We start from the raw sequence: 18,212 nt of genomic DNA on the forward strand, positions 1-18,212 counted from the left end.
TGTTACATAAAGTTAGAATGTTTTTAACCTATACTTTTTAATCTATTATGGAACAAGACAAAAATCACGAAGAAACTATGGAAAGCATCTCAATCAAACCTCAAGAATTGGTTTTTATATACGATAAAGACCAAAAAAACTACGAAGAAAGGCGTACTGAAGCAATGGGAATTGCTGAGTTTGTACGTGAAATGGAACTCAAAAATATTACACCAACTATGTGGGAAACTCTTTTAGGTTGGCTAAACATAGAACCCAAAGCACTCTTTGATGAAAATCATGAAGACTATAATGATAAAATCAAAGATAAAGATTATGACCCAAATGATTGGCTGACTATTTTGGTTAATGATTATAAGATGATAAAATTTCCTATTGCTGCTATCAATAAAAAAGCTATTTTATGTCAGCAACGCAATGAAATTACAGCTCTTTATTCAAACCGACCTGCTAACGAGAAAATGAAGTAAATAAGTCTAAAAATTTAATTTTTTGAAAGTTTGTATACATTTTATGCAAACTTTTTTTGTATCAAAATATTTAATGCCTAAAGTATTTCAAACAAAAATTAAATTATGAAAAAGCTAAAACAACTTTCAGAAAGAGATACAAACCGAGTAATCGAAATGGCGTGGGAAGACAGAACTCCTTTTGATGCTATCCTTTCACAGTTCAATCTAACAGAAAAAGAAACAATTACGCTCATGCGTAGAGAAATGAAACCTTCATCTTTCAGAATGTGGAGAAAAAGAGTGCAAGGAAGAAGTACCAAACACAAAATGAAGGCAACCGATGATTTGAAGCGTTTCAAATGTAGCCTTCAAAAAACCATTTCACTCAATAAAATTAGCAAAAGATAAATTGCGAAAAACCTCGTTTGACAGCTGCATTTGAACCTCAACGACGGTTATCACTTGCTTTACTTAGGCTCACTAAATTTAGGATTTGTAATAAAATCTTCATCAGTCAGCATTTCCAAAAAAGCTATAATATCTTTCTTTTCTTGTTCTGTCAGAAATAAATTTACTTCTCCATTTGGGTCATTAATAAATTCATTACTCGCTGCTGTAATAAGAGAAGAAAGTGTTTGACTTTTTTTGATTCCATTGTCGTAATGTTCAATGACTTCTTCTAATGTTTGAAATCTACCATCGTGCATATAAGGAGCAGTAAGTGCAATATTTCGAAGAGATGGTGTTCTAAATTTTCCTTTATCAAAACTATTTTGTGTAACAGCAAATAAACCCTCTTTCAAATTTGCATCATCATCTAAGCCGTTGTTGTGCAAACCTTCAAAACCTAATGTACTTCCTGAAGTAAGTGAACCCAAATGACAATCGCCACAATTTCCACCCCGAATTCCTCGTTCTGCATCTGGATGTGTAAAAAATAACTCAATACCTCTAAGTTCGGATTCTGTTGGTTGATATTCTCCTCTCAGATATTTATCATAGTTTGAATTTTTACTAATTAATGTTCTTTCAAACTGTGCTAAGGCTTTTGTGATTTTCTGTGGTGTAATCTCGTTTGTACCAAAGGCTTTTTCAAAAAGAGCTGGATATTCATTTGTCTCTGATAGAATTTGAGCCGTAATTTCTGCATCCTGATTCATCTCTTTATGATTTTCCATGGGTAAAATAGCTTGTTCTTCTAAGGTTTTAGATTTTCCATCCCAAGTCAAACGGCTATTCCAAGTCAGATTTACTAATGACATGGCACTAACTGGCATTTCTTCATTATTTACACCAATGCTTTTTGCTTTTCCATCTGTAAAAGCTAATTCTTGTTTATGACAAGTTCCACAAGAAACTGTACCATCAGAAGACAAACGTTTATCATAGAATAGTTTTCTGCCTAATTCTACCCCTTCATACGTCGTTATATTGTCTGTTGGTAGATTTGTATCTCCAAAATAAAGAAGTTCAGAAGTTGGATAGTTTCCTGTTAACTTTTCTTCAGGTTTTGGATTTTCTTTTTCAGAACAAGAGAAAAAAGAGAAAATCAAGAGCAAATTAAATATTTTTTTCATTGTAATTGATAGCTAGTTTCTTACTGAAACGTTTCTTTATTCGCTCTTGTTTTTTAATATTCTGCTAAATTTATATAATATTTTACTCCAAATCTGAATCATTAATTTCAAATAAATAAACTCCTGCATCTTGATTTTTGTCGATAAAATAATCCCAAAAACTTCTATTTAGAAACTCTTTTTGTACAAATGAAGTATCAAAATATCTAGTTCTTGTTGAATCCTCATCTAAGTAAAAACTTCTTATTGTAGCTATTTTTAAATTATCAAAAACATCAATCTGACTTTGATAATTATCTGGTGCAGTAGCTGAGTTTTCTCCTGTTACCGTATAAATACTTCTTGGTAATTTGGTAGGAAGTAAACGAAAACGACGAAGTGTGTCAGGAAACTGGCTTTTGAATGTGCTATTTTTTTCTATATAGTTAATCCACAACGTATCACTACTATTATTTTGTAGTTTGAATTGATGTGTATAAAATTTATCACAAGAAGAGAAAGAAAATAACAGAAATAATAAAAGAGCTATTTTTTTCATAATTTAGAAGTTTGAAATAGAAATAGTGTAAATTGGTGGTGGTGGGGACACCAACAAGGGCAAGAACTATCTGACACTTTAAAGTGTACTAAGAGTTTATAAAATTAATTAGCAATTGATGATTGATCATTAGTAACTGGTTTGCGTCCCCACAAATATAATCCGATTGCAGCACTAATTCCACCCACCACAATAACCATTACAGTTTGTGCTGTGTGTCCTAGAAAAGCAAAATCTAAAGCTGTAGTTTCATTAATTCCATAAGCTACAAGTGTTTGTTGGACAAAAAAGTGAAAAGAGCCAATTCCCCCTGGTATAGGAATAACCATTCCCACACCAGCCATAACCATAGCTGTAAATCCAGCCATAACTGTTAGGTTTGATGTTTCTTCAATGGAAAAGAAAAGTACATAAATCATAAGATGATAACATACCCAAATTATGATTGTATGTAAAATATAGAAAACCTGTTGTTTTCTATTGAGCTTAGTTATAGAGGAGATTCCCTGCCAAAGTCCTCCTAAAAATCCTTGTATTTTAATTATAAAGGCATTTTTACGTATTTGTTCTCTATATAAATAAATAAATCCTAGTGCTACAATACCTGACAAAATAAAAACCCAAAGCAGCCAAATATTATCATAAAATTTTTGTTCGTATATACCAAAATCAGCATATTTATCTAAAAATCCTTTTATAATATCCCATTCTACGAAAAAAGTAAATGTTGTAATTGAAACCAAAATTACAAAGTCTAAAGCACGCTCTCCAATCACAGAGCCAAAAGAAGCTTCGACAGGAACATTATCTGTTCGTTTTAAGAATGCACACCGAGCTACTTCTCCCGCACGAGGAAATGCAATATTCATCACATAACCCACCATAACAGAAACAAATGCTTTTCTTTTTTGCACCTTGTAACCTAAAGGGCGTAATGCAATCGTCCAACGCACACCTCTACTCCAATGCGACAAACAACCAAGTGCCATCGATAAGAGTATAATTCTATAATCTGCTTTTGATAAATCTTCAAGCATTTTGCCTGTATCCACATTGCGATACAAAAAGTAAAAAAATACAATTCCGATAAGTAGTGAGATACTGAATTGTAGTGTTTTTTTTAAAGTAGGATTCATAAAAAATAAAATAATTGTGGTTTTTCTAAACAGAATCTGAATAGAAAGAAGTCTATTTTAGTGAGTTTTTATTTAAAACAGTTCGGAAATAAATTGTATTTTTGAACTGTTTCTATTTAGTGTATGATGAATATGTAATGAATATTTTTTTTAAGTTTTGGTTTTGCTGTTTTTTTCTATATCCCTATCTAGCATTAGCTTCTCTTTGGGATAATGAAACAAGTCAATTAAATGCAGTTCCTTACCAAACTGTTATGCAGGTTTTGGTGGGCAATCATTTAAAACATTCACAAAATTACCATTTTTGGCGAATATCTATGTATGAAGATGCTTGGAATAAAAATCCAGATTCTTTGATGCTCTATGATGCAATGGCTGTTTCGTATCACTTGACAGGCAGAACAAATGATGCCATTCGCTTAATGATTGCAAAGGAACGAAAAAAAGCAGGAGAATATAGCACATATTCAAATTTAGCCACTTTTTATATTGCTGATAGAGAACTTTATAAAGCTCGCTTTTATGCTCAAAAGTTACTCAATAAACATAGTCCTCTTGCCTTGAGAGATAAATATCAAGTTTATTGGATAGATTATCTAATTGAATGTGCAGCAAGAAAAGGAGCTACCAAAAAACTAAGGCGCAAAATTACTTTGCCCGTACAGGGCGACTTTACGGTTGATGATTTGGCAGACAGCCGACAAATGTATGAAATTCCTAACTTTTATTCTTTCTTAGCTCAAAAATTTAGGTCTAAAAAAGATAGAAATAAAAAAAGCATTCTACTTACAGAAAAACAAACTGATGAAGCTATTTTTGCGATGTTACAACTTCTTCGTTTTTCACATTCTGAGAATATAATTTTGATAGAAGCTATTGGAGATTTACTATTAGGAAAAACAGTCTTACCAACTTTAGAAGAAGGGCAAGTAACGTATAAAAAAGAGCAATTAGAAAATCAAAAAGCAGCAGCACAAGTGGCAGCCTTTGCTTATCTGAGAGCAGCTCAACTTATTTCTAAATACTCTCCTAAAGCTGAAAAATCGTATACTTTTTTGGCTAGTTCAGCTTTGTTACATCATCAAAACTATCTTAAAAAAGAAGAGCGATATAATACTGAAGATATTTTAGTTTTTTTAGCTCAGAAAATAAAAGAAAGAGACAGCTATTTAAATCCAATTTTCAAACAAGAAAAAAAATGGATAGAAGAAGGTTTGCAATTAGATGAACAATTTGAAATTAACTATTTACCTGAATTAGAAAATTATACTGATTCTACTTTCTTTATCCAAACAGATACAACAGCTTCACAACTTCTTTATATTCTCAATGATAAAATCCCTGACTATTTGGTTGTTGATTCATTACAAAAGGCTGCCTATTTAGCGACTTTCATAAAAGAAGAAGATATTCCTAAAGGGAAAAATAATCGAATTATTGTAAGTAAAATTGATTCTCAAACCTCTATTACAGTAGGACTAACAGCTCTTATTTCTCTTTTTTTAGCCATTATTTTGTTTGTGAGATTTAGGAAGTAATAAGCTAGTTCTGCTTATTCAAATAAAGATCGAATTGCCTTTGCTTTCAATAAACATTCTTCCCATTCACTTTTTGGGTCGGAATCAAATGTAATTGCACCTCCTACTTGAAAAGAAGCATATTTTGAAAGCACATCATAAAAAAGAGTTCGGATTACTACATTAAAATCAAAATTGCCATCGGGAGAAATATAACCTATTGAACCCGAATACAAACCACGTTTTGTTTTTTCGTATTTTTCTATCAACTCTGTTGCTTTTATCTTTGGCGCACCTGTCATACTTCCCATCGGAAAAGCATTTTTTATGGCTTCTGACCAGTTTTTGTCTTTATGTAAAGTAGCTTCTACTGTAGAAATCATTTGATGAACCTGCTGAAAAGTATAAATCCCAAACATTTCGCTTACGTGTGTAGAACCTATTTCTGAACTTCTTGCCAAATCATTTCTAACCAAATCTACAATCATCATATTTTCGGCTCTTTCTTTTTCACTTGTTCTTAGATAATTTTTATTTTCTTCATCTTCTGCTTCTGTCTTCCCTCTTCTTACTGTTCCTTTTATGGGTTGGGAAATAAGTTTAGTTCCTGTTTTCTTTAAAAATCGTTCTGGAGAAGCACAGAGTGCATATTTTTCATTTCCATTTACGGTAATTTTCAAAAAAGAAGAAAAAGGCATTTTTGAGATTTTACATAATTCTTGGTAGGCTTCTAAAGGATTTAATTCTAATTTTTTAATAAAAAATTCTATACATAAATTGAGTTCATATACATCACCTTCAATGATATGATTTTTGATTATTTCAACAGTTTGTAAATATTCTTCTTCTGTAAAACGACAGTTTATTTTAGGTTTTAACTTTGAATTATAAATTAATTTTGATTCTAATTTCATTTCTTCTATTTCTAGAATTAACTTTGATAGAATTTTATCATCAAAATTATTTTCTTGTTTTGTTTTATCAATTAGTAAATTTCCTTTTGTATCAAAAAATAAAAGATATTTAGGTTCGAAAAAATAAAATTCTGGAAAGCCTAAATTATCAAGATTATTACTTGAAAGATTTTCCAATTCATTTTTTAAATCATAATTAAAATAGCCAAAAATATACGGATTCTTTATTTGACTCTGACTATTCCAAAAATTATAGAGTTTATCAAAACTTGTTTTTCCTTCTGTTTTATTACTATTTTCACTAGAAATTTGTCTTTTTTCTCCTACTGCCAAAACATGCAAAAAAGGCTCATGAGGATAAGGTATCTCATTCGGATTGAGATAAATAAAGGTTTTGAAAGCCTGCGCCCATTGTAGGGATTTTTTTAGGAAAGTTGGCATTTTGTACAAACTATTATTTACATAAAAACCCTAAGGGTCTTGAAGACCCTTAGGGTTTAATTAGGGCATAAAAGTATTTTATTAACCTATTTTTTCGATCAAATCAGCCGAACGGTTTGAATAACCTGATTCGTTATCATACCAACCTACTACTTTTACCATTGTCCCACTTGCATAAGTAAGTGCAGAATCAAAAATACAAGAGTGAGGATTTCCTACAATATCAATAGAAACAATAGGCTCATCTGTATATTCCAAAATTCCTTTTAATTCATTTTCAGAAGCTGCTTTCAAAGCTTCATTAATTTCTTCTTTAGTAACTTCTTCTTTAAGAATTACTGTAAGGTCAGTCAAAGAACCATCTGGAATTGGAACACGCATCGCACAACCATCTAATTTTCCTGAAAGCTCAGGTAAAACCAAACCTACTGCTTTAGCTGCACCTGTCGTTGTAGGAACGATAGAATATGCTGCTGCTCTAGCTCTACGAAGGTCTTTATGTGGAGCATCGTGGATATTTTGGTCAGAAGTATAAGCGTGAACCGTTGTGATAAAGCCTTTTTCTACGCCAAATTTGTCGTTCAAGACTTTTACCATTGGCGCAAGACAGTTTGTAGTACAAGAAGCATTTGAAATAAGCGTATCGCTATCTTCCAAAATCTCATCATTTACGCCCAAAACTACTGTTTTGATGCCATCTGAAGCTGGTGCAGAAATAACTACTTTTCTAGCTCCTGCTTTGATATGGTCTTCTGCTTTTTTGTTAGTAAAAAATCCTGTTGATTCTAATACAACATCAATATTGTTTTCTTTCCAAGGAAGTTTTGCAGGCTCTCTTTCTGCTGTTACTTTGATTGTTTTTCCATTGATAGTCAATGAATCTGGAGTAGAAGAGATAGTTCCGTCAAATTTGCCGTGTACTGAGTCATATTTGAGAAGGTGGGCAAGTGTTTTTGTATCTGTAAGGTCGTTGATTGCTACTACTTCGATAGACGATTTTTTCATTAAGGCACGAAACGTAACACGTCCGATGCGTCCAAAACCGTTGATTGCTACACGAATTTTTTTATCTGCCATTCTGAGTTGAGTATTTATGAAGTGAGTAAAACGAAAAATTGCTTTCGTATTCTAAATAGAAAGCTACGTCTTTAAATTGGTGCAAAATTACGGAATTTTTATTAGAATTTATTTTGTAGAACTAAAAGCTAAGTTAATCCTATCAAAAAAACACAGGTTTTTATGTTAAAAAATGTTTTCCTATTTATAGAATTATATAGTAGAGCAGAAAAACAATTATTTTCACAAAAAAATAGTATTAAAAGTTCTCACAAATTAGTACTCAATGAAAATCAGACAGGGAAATATACATGATTTAAAGGCAATAAATAAACTTGCATTAGAGGAATGGACACAATTTAAAGAAGTTTTAACTCTAGAAAATTGGTCTAAGTTACTTGCCATATTGACAAATGAAAACACATTTTATGATCTTCTTTCAAACTCAGACTGTTTTATATGTGAAAATGAACAAAATGAAATTATAGGATTTGCTTTTCTAGTATCAAGTGGAAATCCTAATGAAATTTATAATGAATTTCAATGTTATATACGATTTGTAACTGTTTCAAGAAAATATAGTGGACAAAATATTGGACACAAACTAACTGAAAAATGTATAGAAAAAGCAAAACAAAATGGTGAAATAAGTATAGCTTTGCATACATCAGAATTTATGAACGCAGCAAAATATATTTACGAAAAAATAGGCTTCAAAATAACTAAAGAATTAGAACCAAGATTAGGAAAAAAATATTGGCTCTATGAATTAACACTTTTAAATAAAAATAGGATAGATTATCAAATTGAAAATAATTTAAGTTCTGAAGAGTTTATTCAAGTATTAATCAACTCTACTTTAGGAGAAAGAAGACCTGTTGGAGAGCTTGACAGAATTGAAAAAATGCTTGAACACGGAAATTTGATAGTTACAGCAAGACATAATGGAAAGTTAGTAGGAGTTGCAAGGTCTTTGACTGATTTTGTATATTGTACTTATCTTTCTGATTTAGCCATCGACGAAAAATACCAAAAACAAGGTATAGGAAAAGAATTAATTCGGCTGACCAAGCAAGAAACACCAAAAGCAAAATTGATATTACTTGCTGCTCCAAAAGCAGTAGATTATTATCCCAAAATTGGACTAACTAAATGGGAACAATGTTATTTTATTGATACCATTGATGACTTAAAATAGTTTTTTAATATAGCTGATAGTTGAACTACAAAATCTTTTTTTTTACTTCTTCCAAAACTCTCCCAACACCAATCTCATTAATATCCACTCCCATAGAATTACAATACTTTTCATACACTTTTTCTTTACTATTTTGCTGTAATTCTTCTTCAATTTTGGGAGGGAAAATATAAAAAATAGGTAAACTGTATTCTGTATTTTCTAAACTAGGATATGGACTAAAACGACCAATATGTCTTCCATTGGCAATACAAATAGTCTTTGTCTGAGTAGCTGCGCCAAGGTGAGAAGCAACTGTTTCATTAGTAATTAATAGATTACTTTCAGCTATTTTTTGAGTGAGTTCTATTAGGTTTGTTTTTCCTGTGAGATTAATTATATTCGTCGGTGGGGACACCGACAACAGCGAAGTTATATTTTGAGTTTCGCTTTGATTTTCAGAATTATTTTTATTTTTAATAAAATCAATGATGTTTTGAGCCAAGATTTGTTCGTTTTTTCCTCCAATCAAAATAAAATTTAATTCATTATTGATAGCATTTAATTCTAAAATAAGTTTTGCAAAGTTTTCGAAATGCCACGTTTTATACACTTCACTTGCACCAATAAAAAGAGCAATTTGATTTCTTTTCTTTTCTTTTGTATTTACTTTATTTAATAAAGAAGGATATTTCAAATCAATTTTTCTATTCAAAAACTGTTCAAAGAAAATTTTATTTCTATCAAATTCAAAAACTGGTTTGTTGGGAGTTTCTAATAATTCAGTATAAAAACTATCAGCCAATTTTTTCTCTTTTTCTATCAAATTATCTGTATTTCCTTCATTTCCAATTCGTTTTTCTGCTCCTGAAACGTGTTCAATGGCATCTCCAAAAAGCAATAACCTTGAATAAGTTGATTCGATAGCTATTTCGAAACCTTGTTTTCTAATTTCTTTTTGTTTTTGATAACGATACAAAGGATTTTGATAGAATTTTTTACGGTCAATCCAAATTACCTCATCGACAGTTTCTTTGTCCCATTCTTCAAAAAGAGATTTCCACATTATATTTCCACACAAAACACGCTTATAATTTTTATAGATTCTATCATTTGCTAGTTCCTCTAAAAAATTTCTGAATAGAATATAATCTCCAATTGCATCCAAACGAATGATGAGAAGTGTATTTTTTTCTACTTTATATTTTATAGAAATACAGACTAGTTTATCAATAAAATGGCACAGACGCACCTCAAAAGCAATTTTGATGCGTTCTTTTAGGTTTTGGAAGATTGTTTTTTCTTTCATAGATTTTTTTTATTTACTGCTTCAATCGTCGACACTCAACCAGTAGATAAGAATAAACAAAAAAGCACTCCTAAAAAATAGAAATGCTTTTTTGTTTTTATATAAATTGAGAAGTAGTCTTAGTTAGCTTGTTTCTCTTTATTTTCTTTAGCTTCTTTAGTTGCTTCTTCTTTCGAATTAGGAGTTGCATTTTTGAGTTCTTCAAAAGTACGTTTCACTTCTCTTTCTTCGTACGATTCTATCTCATCTCCAACTTGGATTTCATTGTAGTTCTTGATAGAAATACCACATTCAAATCCAGATTTGACTTCTTGTACATCATCTTTATAACGTTTCAATGCTTCAATTTCTCCTTCGTGGATAACAATACCATCACGAATAATTCGAATTTTGTTGTTACGTTTAATACGACCCGTTGTAACCATACAACCAGCAATAACACCCACTTTAGAAACTTTGAATGTTTCACGAATTTCAACTGTACCAACAATATCTTCTTCAATTTTCGGAGCAAGAAGACCAACAATAGCCGACTTAACTTCATCAATCGCTTTATAGATAACTGAATACAGACGTACTTCTACTTGTTCTCTGTCTGCCAATGCACGAGCATTTCTTGACGGACGAACTTGGAAACCGATAATAATTGCATCTGAAATAGTTGCAAGGTTGATGTCTGATTCTGAAATCTGACCTACACCTTTCATTACTACATTTACATTTACCTCATCAGTAGAAAGTTTTTGTAGTGAATCTGCCAATGCTTCCACTGAACCATCAACATCACCCTTGATAATAAGGTTGAGCTGTTGGAAGTTTCCGATAGCAAGTCTTCTATTAATATCACTAAGCGTAAGACGACGAGTAGCACGAATAGACTGTTCACGTAAAATTTGTTCTCTACGAGTAGCAATATCTTTCGCTTCACGTTCTGATTTCATTACATTAAATCTATCTCCAGCTTGTGGCGCACCGTCAAGACCTAAAATCTGAACTGGTGTTGATGGTGGAGCAGTTTCCAAACGATTTCCCAAGTGGTCAATCATGGCACGTACTTTACCAAAATGCGAACCTGCTAAAATTACATCTCCTATTTTTAAAGTACCGTTTTGTACGATTGTAGTAGCTACATATCCACGTCCTTTATCCAAAGAAGCATCTACAACAGTTCCTGCTGCATTTCTATTTGGATTTGCTTTAAGCTCTAATATTTCGGCTTCTAATAGAACGCCTTCTAATAATTCATCTATACCTTCACCTTTTTTAGCTGAGATATGATGTGATTGATATTTACCACCCCATTCTTCTACAAGAACATTCATATCTGCTAATTCTTGTTTTACTCGGTCTGGGTTAGCTCCTACTTTATCTATTTTATTAATAGCAATAATGATAGGTACTTCGGCAAGTTTAGCATGATTAATTGCTTCACGAGTTTGAGGCATAACTCCATCATCTGCTGCTACTACAATAATAACAACATCAGTAACTTTTGCACCCCTCGCACGCATTGCTGTAAAGGCTTCGTGACCTGGAGTATCTAGGAAAGTAAGTTCTTTACCTTCATCTAAAATTACTTTATAAGCTCCAATGTGCTGTGTAATACCACCAGCTTCACCGTCTGCTACTTTTGCTTTTCGGATATAATCAAGAAGGGTAGTTTTACCGTGATCTACGTGTCCCATAATGGTAACAATAGGTGCACGTTCTTCTAAATCTTCTGCTTTGTCTTCTGTTTCTAGTACTACTTCTGTTTCTTCTTCGGCAGATGTAAACTCTACATCATAGCCAAATTCGTCTGCAAGAAGTGTAATAATTTCAGCATCAAGACGTAAATTGATTGAAATCATTACGCCTAAGCCCATTCCTTTAGAGATAAGTTCATTGATAGAAACATCCAGTAAATTTGCAAAATCACTTGCAGGAATAAACTCAGTTACTTTCAATAACTTGTTTTCTACTTTTACTTCGTTTTGTTCGCTTTCACGAGCCTCACGTTTGTCTCTTCTATTTCCACCTCTACGACGTCCACCTTTACCAGCACCTGTGTTCATACGTGCAAGTGTAGCTTTGATTTGTTCTTGAACCTCTTTTGCAGTTGGTTCTTTACGTCTTTTCTTACGTTTTTTACTTGCTTCTGACTCTGTTTTTGGCTTCTCAGCAGTAGTTGCTGTACCTTTATCACTTGTGTTCAGTTTAGTCAAGTCTTGAGGTTTGCTATCTGAAGAACCTTCTCCTTCGCCTCTACGACGACGACGGCGACGACGACGACGACGAGTTCCATCATCTGACTTATCGTCTGATGAAGGTGCTTTTTTCTTTTTAGAGAAAGACGATAAATCAATTTTACCAACAACTTTAAGTCCTGGTAATTTATCTCCTTGTGAAGAAACAAAATCATCTTCTCCGTCAGTTTTAGCTTTAACAATTTCTTTTGTTGGAGTTGTTTTAGATGCTTTATTATCTTGACTTGATTTTTTTGAATCTTCTTTTGCTTTATTCAGAGCAGTTTCAGATTTATTTGTTTTATTATCTATTTTTTTGCTGTCTGAGTTTCTGTTATCTTTTTTAGTAGAAGAAGGTTGTAAAGTAGTTTTTTCACTACTATTTTTATCTTCTTTCTTACTATCTGGTTTTGTACTAATGTTCTTTGTTACTTCTGTTTTCTTATTATTATCATTCTTAGAAGCTGAATCATTAGATGGTGTTTTAGAATTTTGAGAAGGCTTGTTAGTTACCTTTTCATTTTTCTTATCATCTTGCTTAGTATCTCTATTAACTTCGTTTTTAGGATTTATTTTTTCTATTTGTTTCTTATTATCAGCATTTCCTTTTTCAGATGATGAAACTGCTTTATGAGTAGTCTTATTATCAATAGATTTTGTTTTTGGTTCTTGTTTTTCTTCTTTCGGAGTAACTTTATTTGTGTCCTGTTTTACAACTGTTTTGTTTGTGCTCGCAGATTTGTTTTGATTAGAACCTGTTTTCTTTTTATTAAACTTATCTAAATCTATTTTTCCTACCACTTTCATTTGATGTGAAGTAGTAGTAAATACTTCAGATTCTGCTTTCTTTTTCTCTTCTTTTTTCTGGTCTTGAGAATCAGCTTGAACAGTCGGCTTTACATTTCCTTTTATAAACAATTCTTTTTCTGGCTCTGTATTGTCATCATCTTGCTCTTTTTCTGTCTGAGCTTTGGCTTTTGTATCTTTATCGATAGTTTTGCCTGTTGCAGAAGTTGTTCCTATTTTGATATTCGACGCTTCTCTTCTGTTCTTGAGTGACCCCTCAAAATCTTTTTCCAAAATTGCATACATTTCCTGATTGATAGGCTCATTGGGATTGCCTTTCAAATCGTGTCCTTTTTTTCGTAGATGTTCGACTATGGTATTGCGTCCGATGTTTAGTTTTCGGGCGACCTGACTAAGTCTCATTTGTTTTTTATTTTCTGCCATAAATTTTTTTTGGGGCGACTTTTAGCCTATCTTCTAAAAATTATCTTTACTTATATACTCTAAAAATTTGTATAATAAAAGGTCAATAAAATTCTAAAAATGATGAGTTGCCTACTTTTGACTCCTAATAGATATGTATTTTAGTGATTTTAGGAGGGTCTGTTCTTAAACTAATTTAAGTTTTTATTGAAACGATATTGGGTTTTGATGAATAAACTGATTTGATACAGTTATATGAATTGTTGAATTTTGTTTATTTACATTAGATTCAAAAAATGCCTAGATTTAGATAACTAATTAGGGTATTTTGAACTAAGAAATACTTTATCTTACAAAAATACGATAATTTTTAGAAAAAATAATGTAAAATCGTAAAAAAAAGTAAATATTTATTTTTTGTGTTCGATTTTCACAAAAATATCTTTAAATAGTAAACCCTAAAAGCAATTTTCACTCTTAGGGTTTACTTATTTTTGTAACTAGATTATTCGAATTCTTTTTTAAGAACTTCTAAAACAAAATCGATTGTTTCTTCTTCTAAATCTACACGACGAATTAGGTCTTCTCTATTGTATTCCAATACACTTCTTGCTGTATCAAAACCTACTTTATGAAACTCATCGATAATCCAATCATCGATAGCATCTTTGAATTCTGTTAAATCTACATCATCTTCAAAATCATCTACAGCTTCTTCTCTAAAGACATCAATTTCGTAGTCTACTAACTTTCCAGCCAAACGAATATTTTGCCCTCCTTTTCCAATAGCTAGTGAAATTTGGTCACGCTTTAAAAAGACAGCAACACGAGAATTATCTTCGTCTATTTTCATAGAAGTTGTCTTTGCAGGACTCAAAGCACGAGAAATAAGTAATTCTAGGTTTTCGGTATAATTAATTACATCGATATTTTCATTACAAAGCTCTCTTACAATTGAATGAATACGTGAACCTTTCATTCCTACGCAAGCACCAACTGGGTCAATACGATCATCAAATGATTCTACAGCTACTTTTGCACGCTCACCCGCTTCTCTTACCACTTTTCTTACTGCGATTGTTCCCTCTTCAATCTCTGGGATTTCAGATTCGAATAATTTTTCTAAAAACAAAGGTGCAGTACGTGAAAGGATAATTTTGGGATTGCCATTTTGCATTTCTACACGATGAACAACAGCACGAACACTATCTCCTTTACGGAAACGGTCTTTTGGTATCTGCTCTCCTTTTGGCAAACTCAATTCTTTACCTTCACTATCTTGCAATACTACTTCACGTTTCAAAACTTGATAGACTTCACATGTAACAATCTCACCTACATATTCTTTGTATTTTTGATACAATAAATCTTTTTCCAAATCTCTTACCTTTTGGATAAGCGTTTGACGAGCTGTTTGAACAAGTCTTCGTCCAAAATCATCAATTTTGATTTCTTGTGCTACATCTTCACCAACTTCAAAGTCAGGTTCGATTACTTTAGCATCTGTAAGACGAATTTCTGTTTGTTCATCATATTCTGGTTCATCATCAGCAATAATATTTCTATATTGCCAAATTTCCAAATCACCTTTTTCAATATTAACAATAACGTCAAAATTTTCATCAGAACGATATTTTCTACGAATAAGGGTACGAAAAACATCTTCCAAAATACGAATCATCGTAGGACGGTCAATGCGTTTTAACCTTGCAAAATCAGCAAAGGATTCTATTAATGTTGAAGTTTCTATACTCATTGTTTTTATATTTTTGTACACCCTAAAAGGATATAGTACATGAATTTCACTATTTTTTCTTGAATGATATTTGAACATGTGCCACTTTCACTTCTTCAAAGTTTAGAGTAGCAGGTTTGTATTTTGTCTTGATTTTTCCTTTTTTTCCTTCAGCCACTTCATATTCTTCAGTAATTTGAAAGATGGGTTTGCCTTCTTCGTTTTGTTCTATTGATTGTAGCTTACCTACTTTTTTTGTTCCATCTTTTAATTCGAATTCTAAAGTACGTCCTACATGTTGAGGATACTGTCTGAAAGTATGTAATCCATAATCTACTCCTGGTGAAGTAACTTCTAAATTATAAGGATTGTCTTCTCCTTTTTCATCTTTTCCAAACAAATCATCTTCTTCAAAATAAGCTCCTACCTTTCGGCTTACGTTTGCACAATCAGCAATTCCGACACCATCATCTCCATCAATAATAATTATTACTTTGGGAGTTCTAGTTTTTGAAATTTGAATTTCTAATAAAAAAATATGTGTTGAAAGTGCATAATCAAAAAACTCATTTCCTTCTTCACTTGCTTGTGGAGAAGTTGCTTTTTGAATAAAATCACTAATTTTTTCTTTAATAGAATTAATTTGTGCTGTTTTTGAATCGGACATATAATAAAATTAGATTTCAGAATTCAGAAGTAAAAAATACTATACAAAATATAATAAAACGAAAATGGAAGGCTTTTCTGCCTTCCATTCGTGATTGTTTCCTAATTAGTTACAAAATTACAAAAAAGGGTTTTGTTTTGCAAATTTTCGATTTTACTAAATTGAGTCTTTTTGATTAAATTTCTAAAAGTTAGTACAATAACCACACAGTCAATAAAGGCAAATAATCTTTCAATGCTACTCGCATTATTTTGAGAGCTTTGCCAATTTGATTTTCTACTGTTTTGATAGAAATTCCTAATATATCAGCTACTTCTTGATAAGACATTTCTTCAAAACGATTAAGTATAAAGACTTCTTTGCAGCGTGGAGGAAGTAATTCTAAGGCAGCTTCAATATGGTTAGATAGCTCTTCTGTTCTGATAGTTGAATCGCTTTGATTAGAATCTACTACCAAATGTTGATACATTGGCTCATCAATATCAAGTGCATTATCAGAGGTAGGGCGTTTTTTGCGAAGATAATCTATGCCTGCGTTAGTGGCTGAGCGTTTGAGATAAGCAGCTAAAGAAGTAGTAATGGTTAGCTGTTCTCTTTTTTTCCAAAAATTAAAAAACACCTCTTGGACTATATCTTCTGCAATAGCTTCATCTTTTACCATTCTATAAACTATCCTACACATAGTTGTATAGTGCAACTTAAAAAGTTGTTCTATATCATCTATTAAAATGTTTTTAGTCTCAGACATTTAATAAAGTTAGGAGTAAAGGTTGATAGACTTTTGTAATTTTAAATGATTGGCAAAAATAATATATTCTATATCATTTATTAATAACTAATAATTAGTTAGTCTTCTTCTTTTTGGTCTTCTCGCTGTAAAACTCTTACTTTCACTTTCTTTACTCGCTTTCTATCAGCCGATTCGATAACAAACTCAAAGGGAGGAAATTCTTTTGTTTCTCCTCGCATAGGCATTTTTGAAAAAAGCTCTAACATCAATCCTCCAATAGACTCACTTTCTCCTTTTACAGTATCAAAATGACTTCCATGTAATTCAAATTCTTTTGCAAAATCACTCAAAAGTGTTTTACCTTCAAAAATATATTCGTCTTCTGCTGTTCTGATGAACAAACGCTCTTCTTCATCATCAAACTCGTCGTTTATTTCACCTACAATTTCTTCGATTACATCTTCTAAAGTTACCAAACCAGAAGTACCTCCATATTCATCCACTACAATTGCCATGTGAATGTGTTTGGTCTGAAAATCTTGAAAAAGATCATCTATTTTCTTTGTTTCTGGAACATAAAAAACATTTTCTCTGATAATTTTTTGCCACTCAAAATCACTTCCTTTTCTCAAATGAGCTAATAAATCTTTTGCATAAATTAGTCCTATAATATCATCCATTTTCTCCTTATAAATCGGAATTCTAGAATATCCACTTTCTTTGATTGTTTCTAACAGATTGTCATAAGATGTTGAATATTCTACAGCAGTGATGGCTGTGCGAGAAGTCATAATTTGCTTGGCATTGATTTGACCAAAATTAATTACTCCTCTCAAAATCTGCCTTGCTTCTTTGGCTGCTTCGTTATTAGTGGTAAGTTCTAATGCTTTATTGAGTTGTTCTACAGAAACAGGTGTTTGATTTTGCCCTTTTTTAACACTTTTTTCTAGTCTTTCTCCCATAAAAGCAAGTATCCAAGCAGCAGGTTGAAATATTGTAATGGCAAATGCCATCGGACGAGCAACACTCCTTGAAAATAAAAGTGAACGCTGACGAGCAATAACTTTAGGAACAACTTCTCCAAAAAACACAATAGCTGCTGTCACTATTGCTGTTAAGATAACAACAATAATCCCTTCTTCCTCTCGCCCAAAAATCTGCCACATCATATAGGTCGAAGAAATTACGATAGCAATATTTACTAGATTATTTAATAATAAAATAGTAGCTAAGAGTAATTTTTGTTTGCTAAGAAGTTCTAAAAGTTTTTTATCTACTAGTTTTTTACTGTCTTTACATTCTTCTATTTGCTGAGTAGTAAGAGAAAAAAAGGCTACTTCCGAACCTGAAATCAGCCCCGAAAGTAGCAATAAAATGAGTATCACAAATAATTCTACAGCATACATTGCTAAATTAGAAGCCTGTATGCTATTTATTTGTAAAAGAATATCTAAACTAGAAAAGTTGTCTAAAATGCTTGTGATATTCCAACTAAAACTATCGCTGTCGTTCAATGTCGTAAAAATTAA

15 protein-coding genes are annotated in these 18,212 nt (G+C 31.8%); 4 read left to right on the forward strand and 11 right to left on the reverse strand.

The genetic code is table 11. From position 1 onward, the window contains the following. Positions 1-47: 47 nt before the first annotated feature. Together V9L04_RS06455 and V9L04_RS06460 are read left to right on the forward strand one after the other, a co-directional pair. Positions 48-470: a hypothetical protein gene (locus V9L04_RS06455; RefSeq protein ID WP_338793265.1), complete on the forward strand. Its 423-nt coding sequence runs from the start codon at positions 48-50 to the stop codon at positions 468-470. A 105-nt stretch (positions 471-575) separates the two neighbouring features. Further along, positions 576-860, forward strand: coding sequence for a TIGR03643 family protein (locus V9L04_RS06460; protein ID WP_338793266.1), 285 nt, complete (start codon positions 576-578; stop codon positions 858-860). A 59-nt stretch (positions 861-919) separates the two neighbouring features. On the opposite strand, the gene V9L04_RS06465 is transcribed toward V9L04_RS06460, so the two are convergent. From V9L04_RS06465 to V9L04_RS06475, 3 genes are all read right to left on the reverse strand, one after another. Continuing rightward, positions 920-2,029, reverse strand: coding sequence for a cytochrome c peroxidase (locus V9L04_RS06465; protein ID WP_338793267.1), 1,110 nt, complete (start codon positions 2,027-2,029; stop codon positions 920-922). Positions 2,030-2,111: 82 nt separating this feature from the next. Further along, a complete protein-coding gene (locus V9L04_RS06470; protein ID WP_338793268.1) occupies positions 2,112-2,567 on the reverse strand; it encodes a hypothetical protein in 456 nt (151 codons plus the stop codon). Between the two features lie 104 nt (positions 2,568-2,671). Continuing rightward, positions 2,672-3,703, reverse strand: coding sequence for a lysylphosphatidylglycerol synthase transmembrane domain-containing protein (locus tag V9L04_RS06475; RefSeq protein WP_338793269.1), 1,032 nt, complete (start codon positions 3,701-3,703; stop codon positions 2,672-2,674). Between the two features lie 137 nt (positions 3,704-3,840). On the opposite strand from V9L04_RS06475, the gene V9L04_RS06480 reads away from it, so the two are divergent. Beyond that, complete coding sequence (locus V9L04_RS06480; protein ID WP_338793270.1) at positions 3,841-5,241, forward strand: hypothetical protein; 1,401 nt, start codon at positions 3,841-3,843, stop codon at positions 5,239-5,241. A gap of 14 nt (positions 5,242-5,255) precedes the next feature. Here the strand turns inward: V9L04_RS06480 and V9L04_RS06485 are convergent, their stop codons facing one another. After that, complete coding sequence (locus V9L04_RS06485) at positions 5,256-6,575, reverse strand: anthranilate synthase component I family protein (protein WP_338793271.1); 1,320 nt, start codon at positions 6,573-6,575, stop codon at positions 5,256-5,258. A gap of 81 nt (positions 6,576-6,656) precedes the next feature. Next, on the reverse strand, positions 6,657-7,652 hold the full coding sequence (gene gap, locus V9L04_RS06490; protein ID WP_338793272.1) for a type I glyceraldehyde-3-phosphate dehydrogenase: 996 nt from the start codon (positions 7,650-7,652) through the stop codon (positions 6,657-6,659). A gap of 265 nt (positions 7,653-7,917) precedes the next feature. On the opposite strand from gap, the gene V9L04_RS06495 reads away from it, so the two are divergent. Then, complete coding sequence (locus V9L04_RS06495) at positions 7,918-8,829, forward strand: GNAT family N-acetyltransferase (protein ID WP_338793273.1); 912 nt, start codon at positions 7,918-7,920, stop codon at positions 8,827-8,829. A gap of 25 nt (positions 8,830-8,854) precedes the next feature. Here V9L04_RS06495 and V9L04_RS06500 read toward each other — a convergent pair whose 3' ends face one another. The 6 genes from V9L04_RS06500 to gldE all read right to left on the reverse strand — a co-directional run bounded on the left by V9L04_RS06500 (position 8,855) and on the right by gldE (position 18,197). Continuing rightward, positions 8,855-10,117, reverse strand: a complete 1,263-nt coding sequence (locus tag V9L04_RS06500) for a glycosyltransferase family 9 protein (RefSeq protein WP_338793275.1) — start codon at positions 10,115-10,117, stop codon at positions 8,855-8,857. A gap of 119 nt (positions 10,118-10,236) precedes the next feature. Then, positions 10,237-13,572, reverse strand: coding sequence for a translation initiation factor IF-2 (gene infB, locus V9L04_RS06505; protein WP_338793276.1), 3,336 nt, complete (start codon positions 13,570-13,572; stop codon positions 10,237-10,239). 484 nt (positions 13,573-14,056) lie between these two features. Next, positions 14,057-15,301, reverse strand: coding sequence for a transcription termination factor NusA (gene nusA, locus V9L04_RS06510; protein ID WP_338794188.1), 1,245 nt, complete (start codon positions 15,299-15,301; stop codon positions 14,057-14,059). A gap of 55 nt (positions 15,302-15,356) precedes the next feature. Further along, positions 15,357-15,953 (reverse strand): hypothetical protein, encoded by a 597-nt coding sequence (locus V9L04_RS06515; RefSeq protein WP_338793277.1) that lies wholly within the window; start codon positions 15,951-15,953, stop codon positions 15,357-15,359. 190 nt (positions 15,954-16,143) lie between these two features. Beyond that, positions 16,144-16,701 carry an RNA polymerase sigma-70 factor gene (locus V9L04_RS06520; RefSeq protein WP_338793278.1) on the reverse strand — a complete coding sequence of 186 codons (558 nt, stop codon included), beginning with the start codon at positions 16,699-16,701 and terminating at the stop codon, positions 16,144-16,146. Between the two features lie 98 nt (positions 16,702-16,799). Further along, on the reverse strand, positions 16,800-18,197 hold the full coding sequence (gldE, locus tag V9L04_RS06525) for a gliding motility-associated protein GldE (protein WP_338793279.1): 1,398 nt from the start codon (positions 18,195-18,197) through the stop codon (positions 16,800-16,802). Positions 18,198-18,212: the final 15 nt, after the last annotated feature.

Source organism: Bernardetia sp. MNP-M8 (assembly GCF_037126285.1).
Taxonomy (GTDB): domain Bacteria; phylum Bacteroidota; class Bacteroidia; order Cytophagales; family Bernardetiaceae; genus Bernardetia.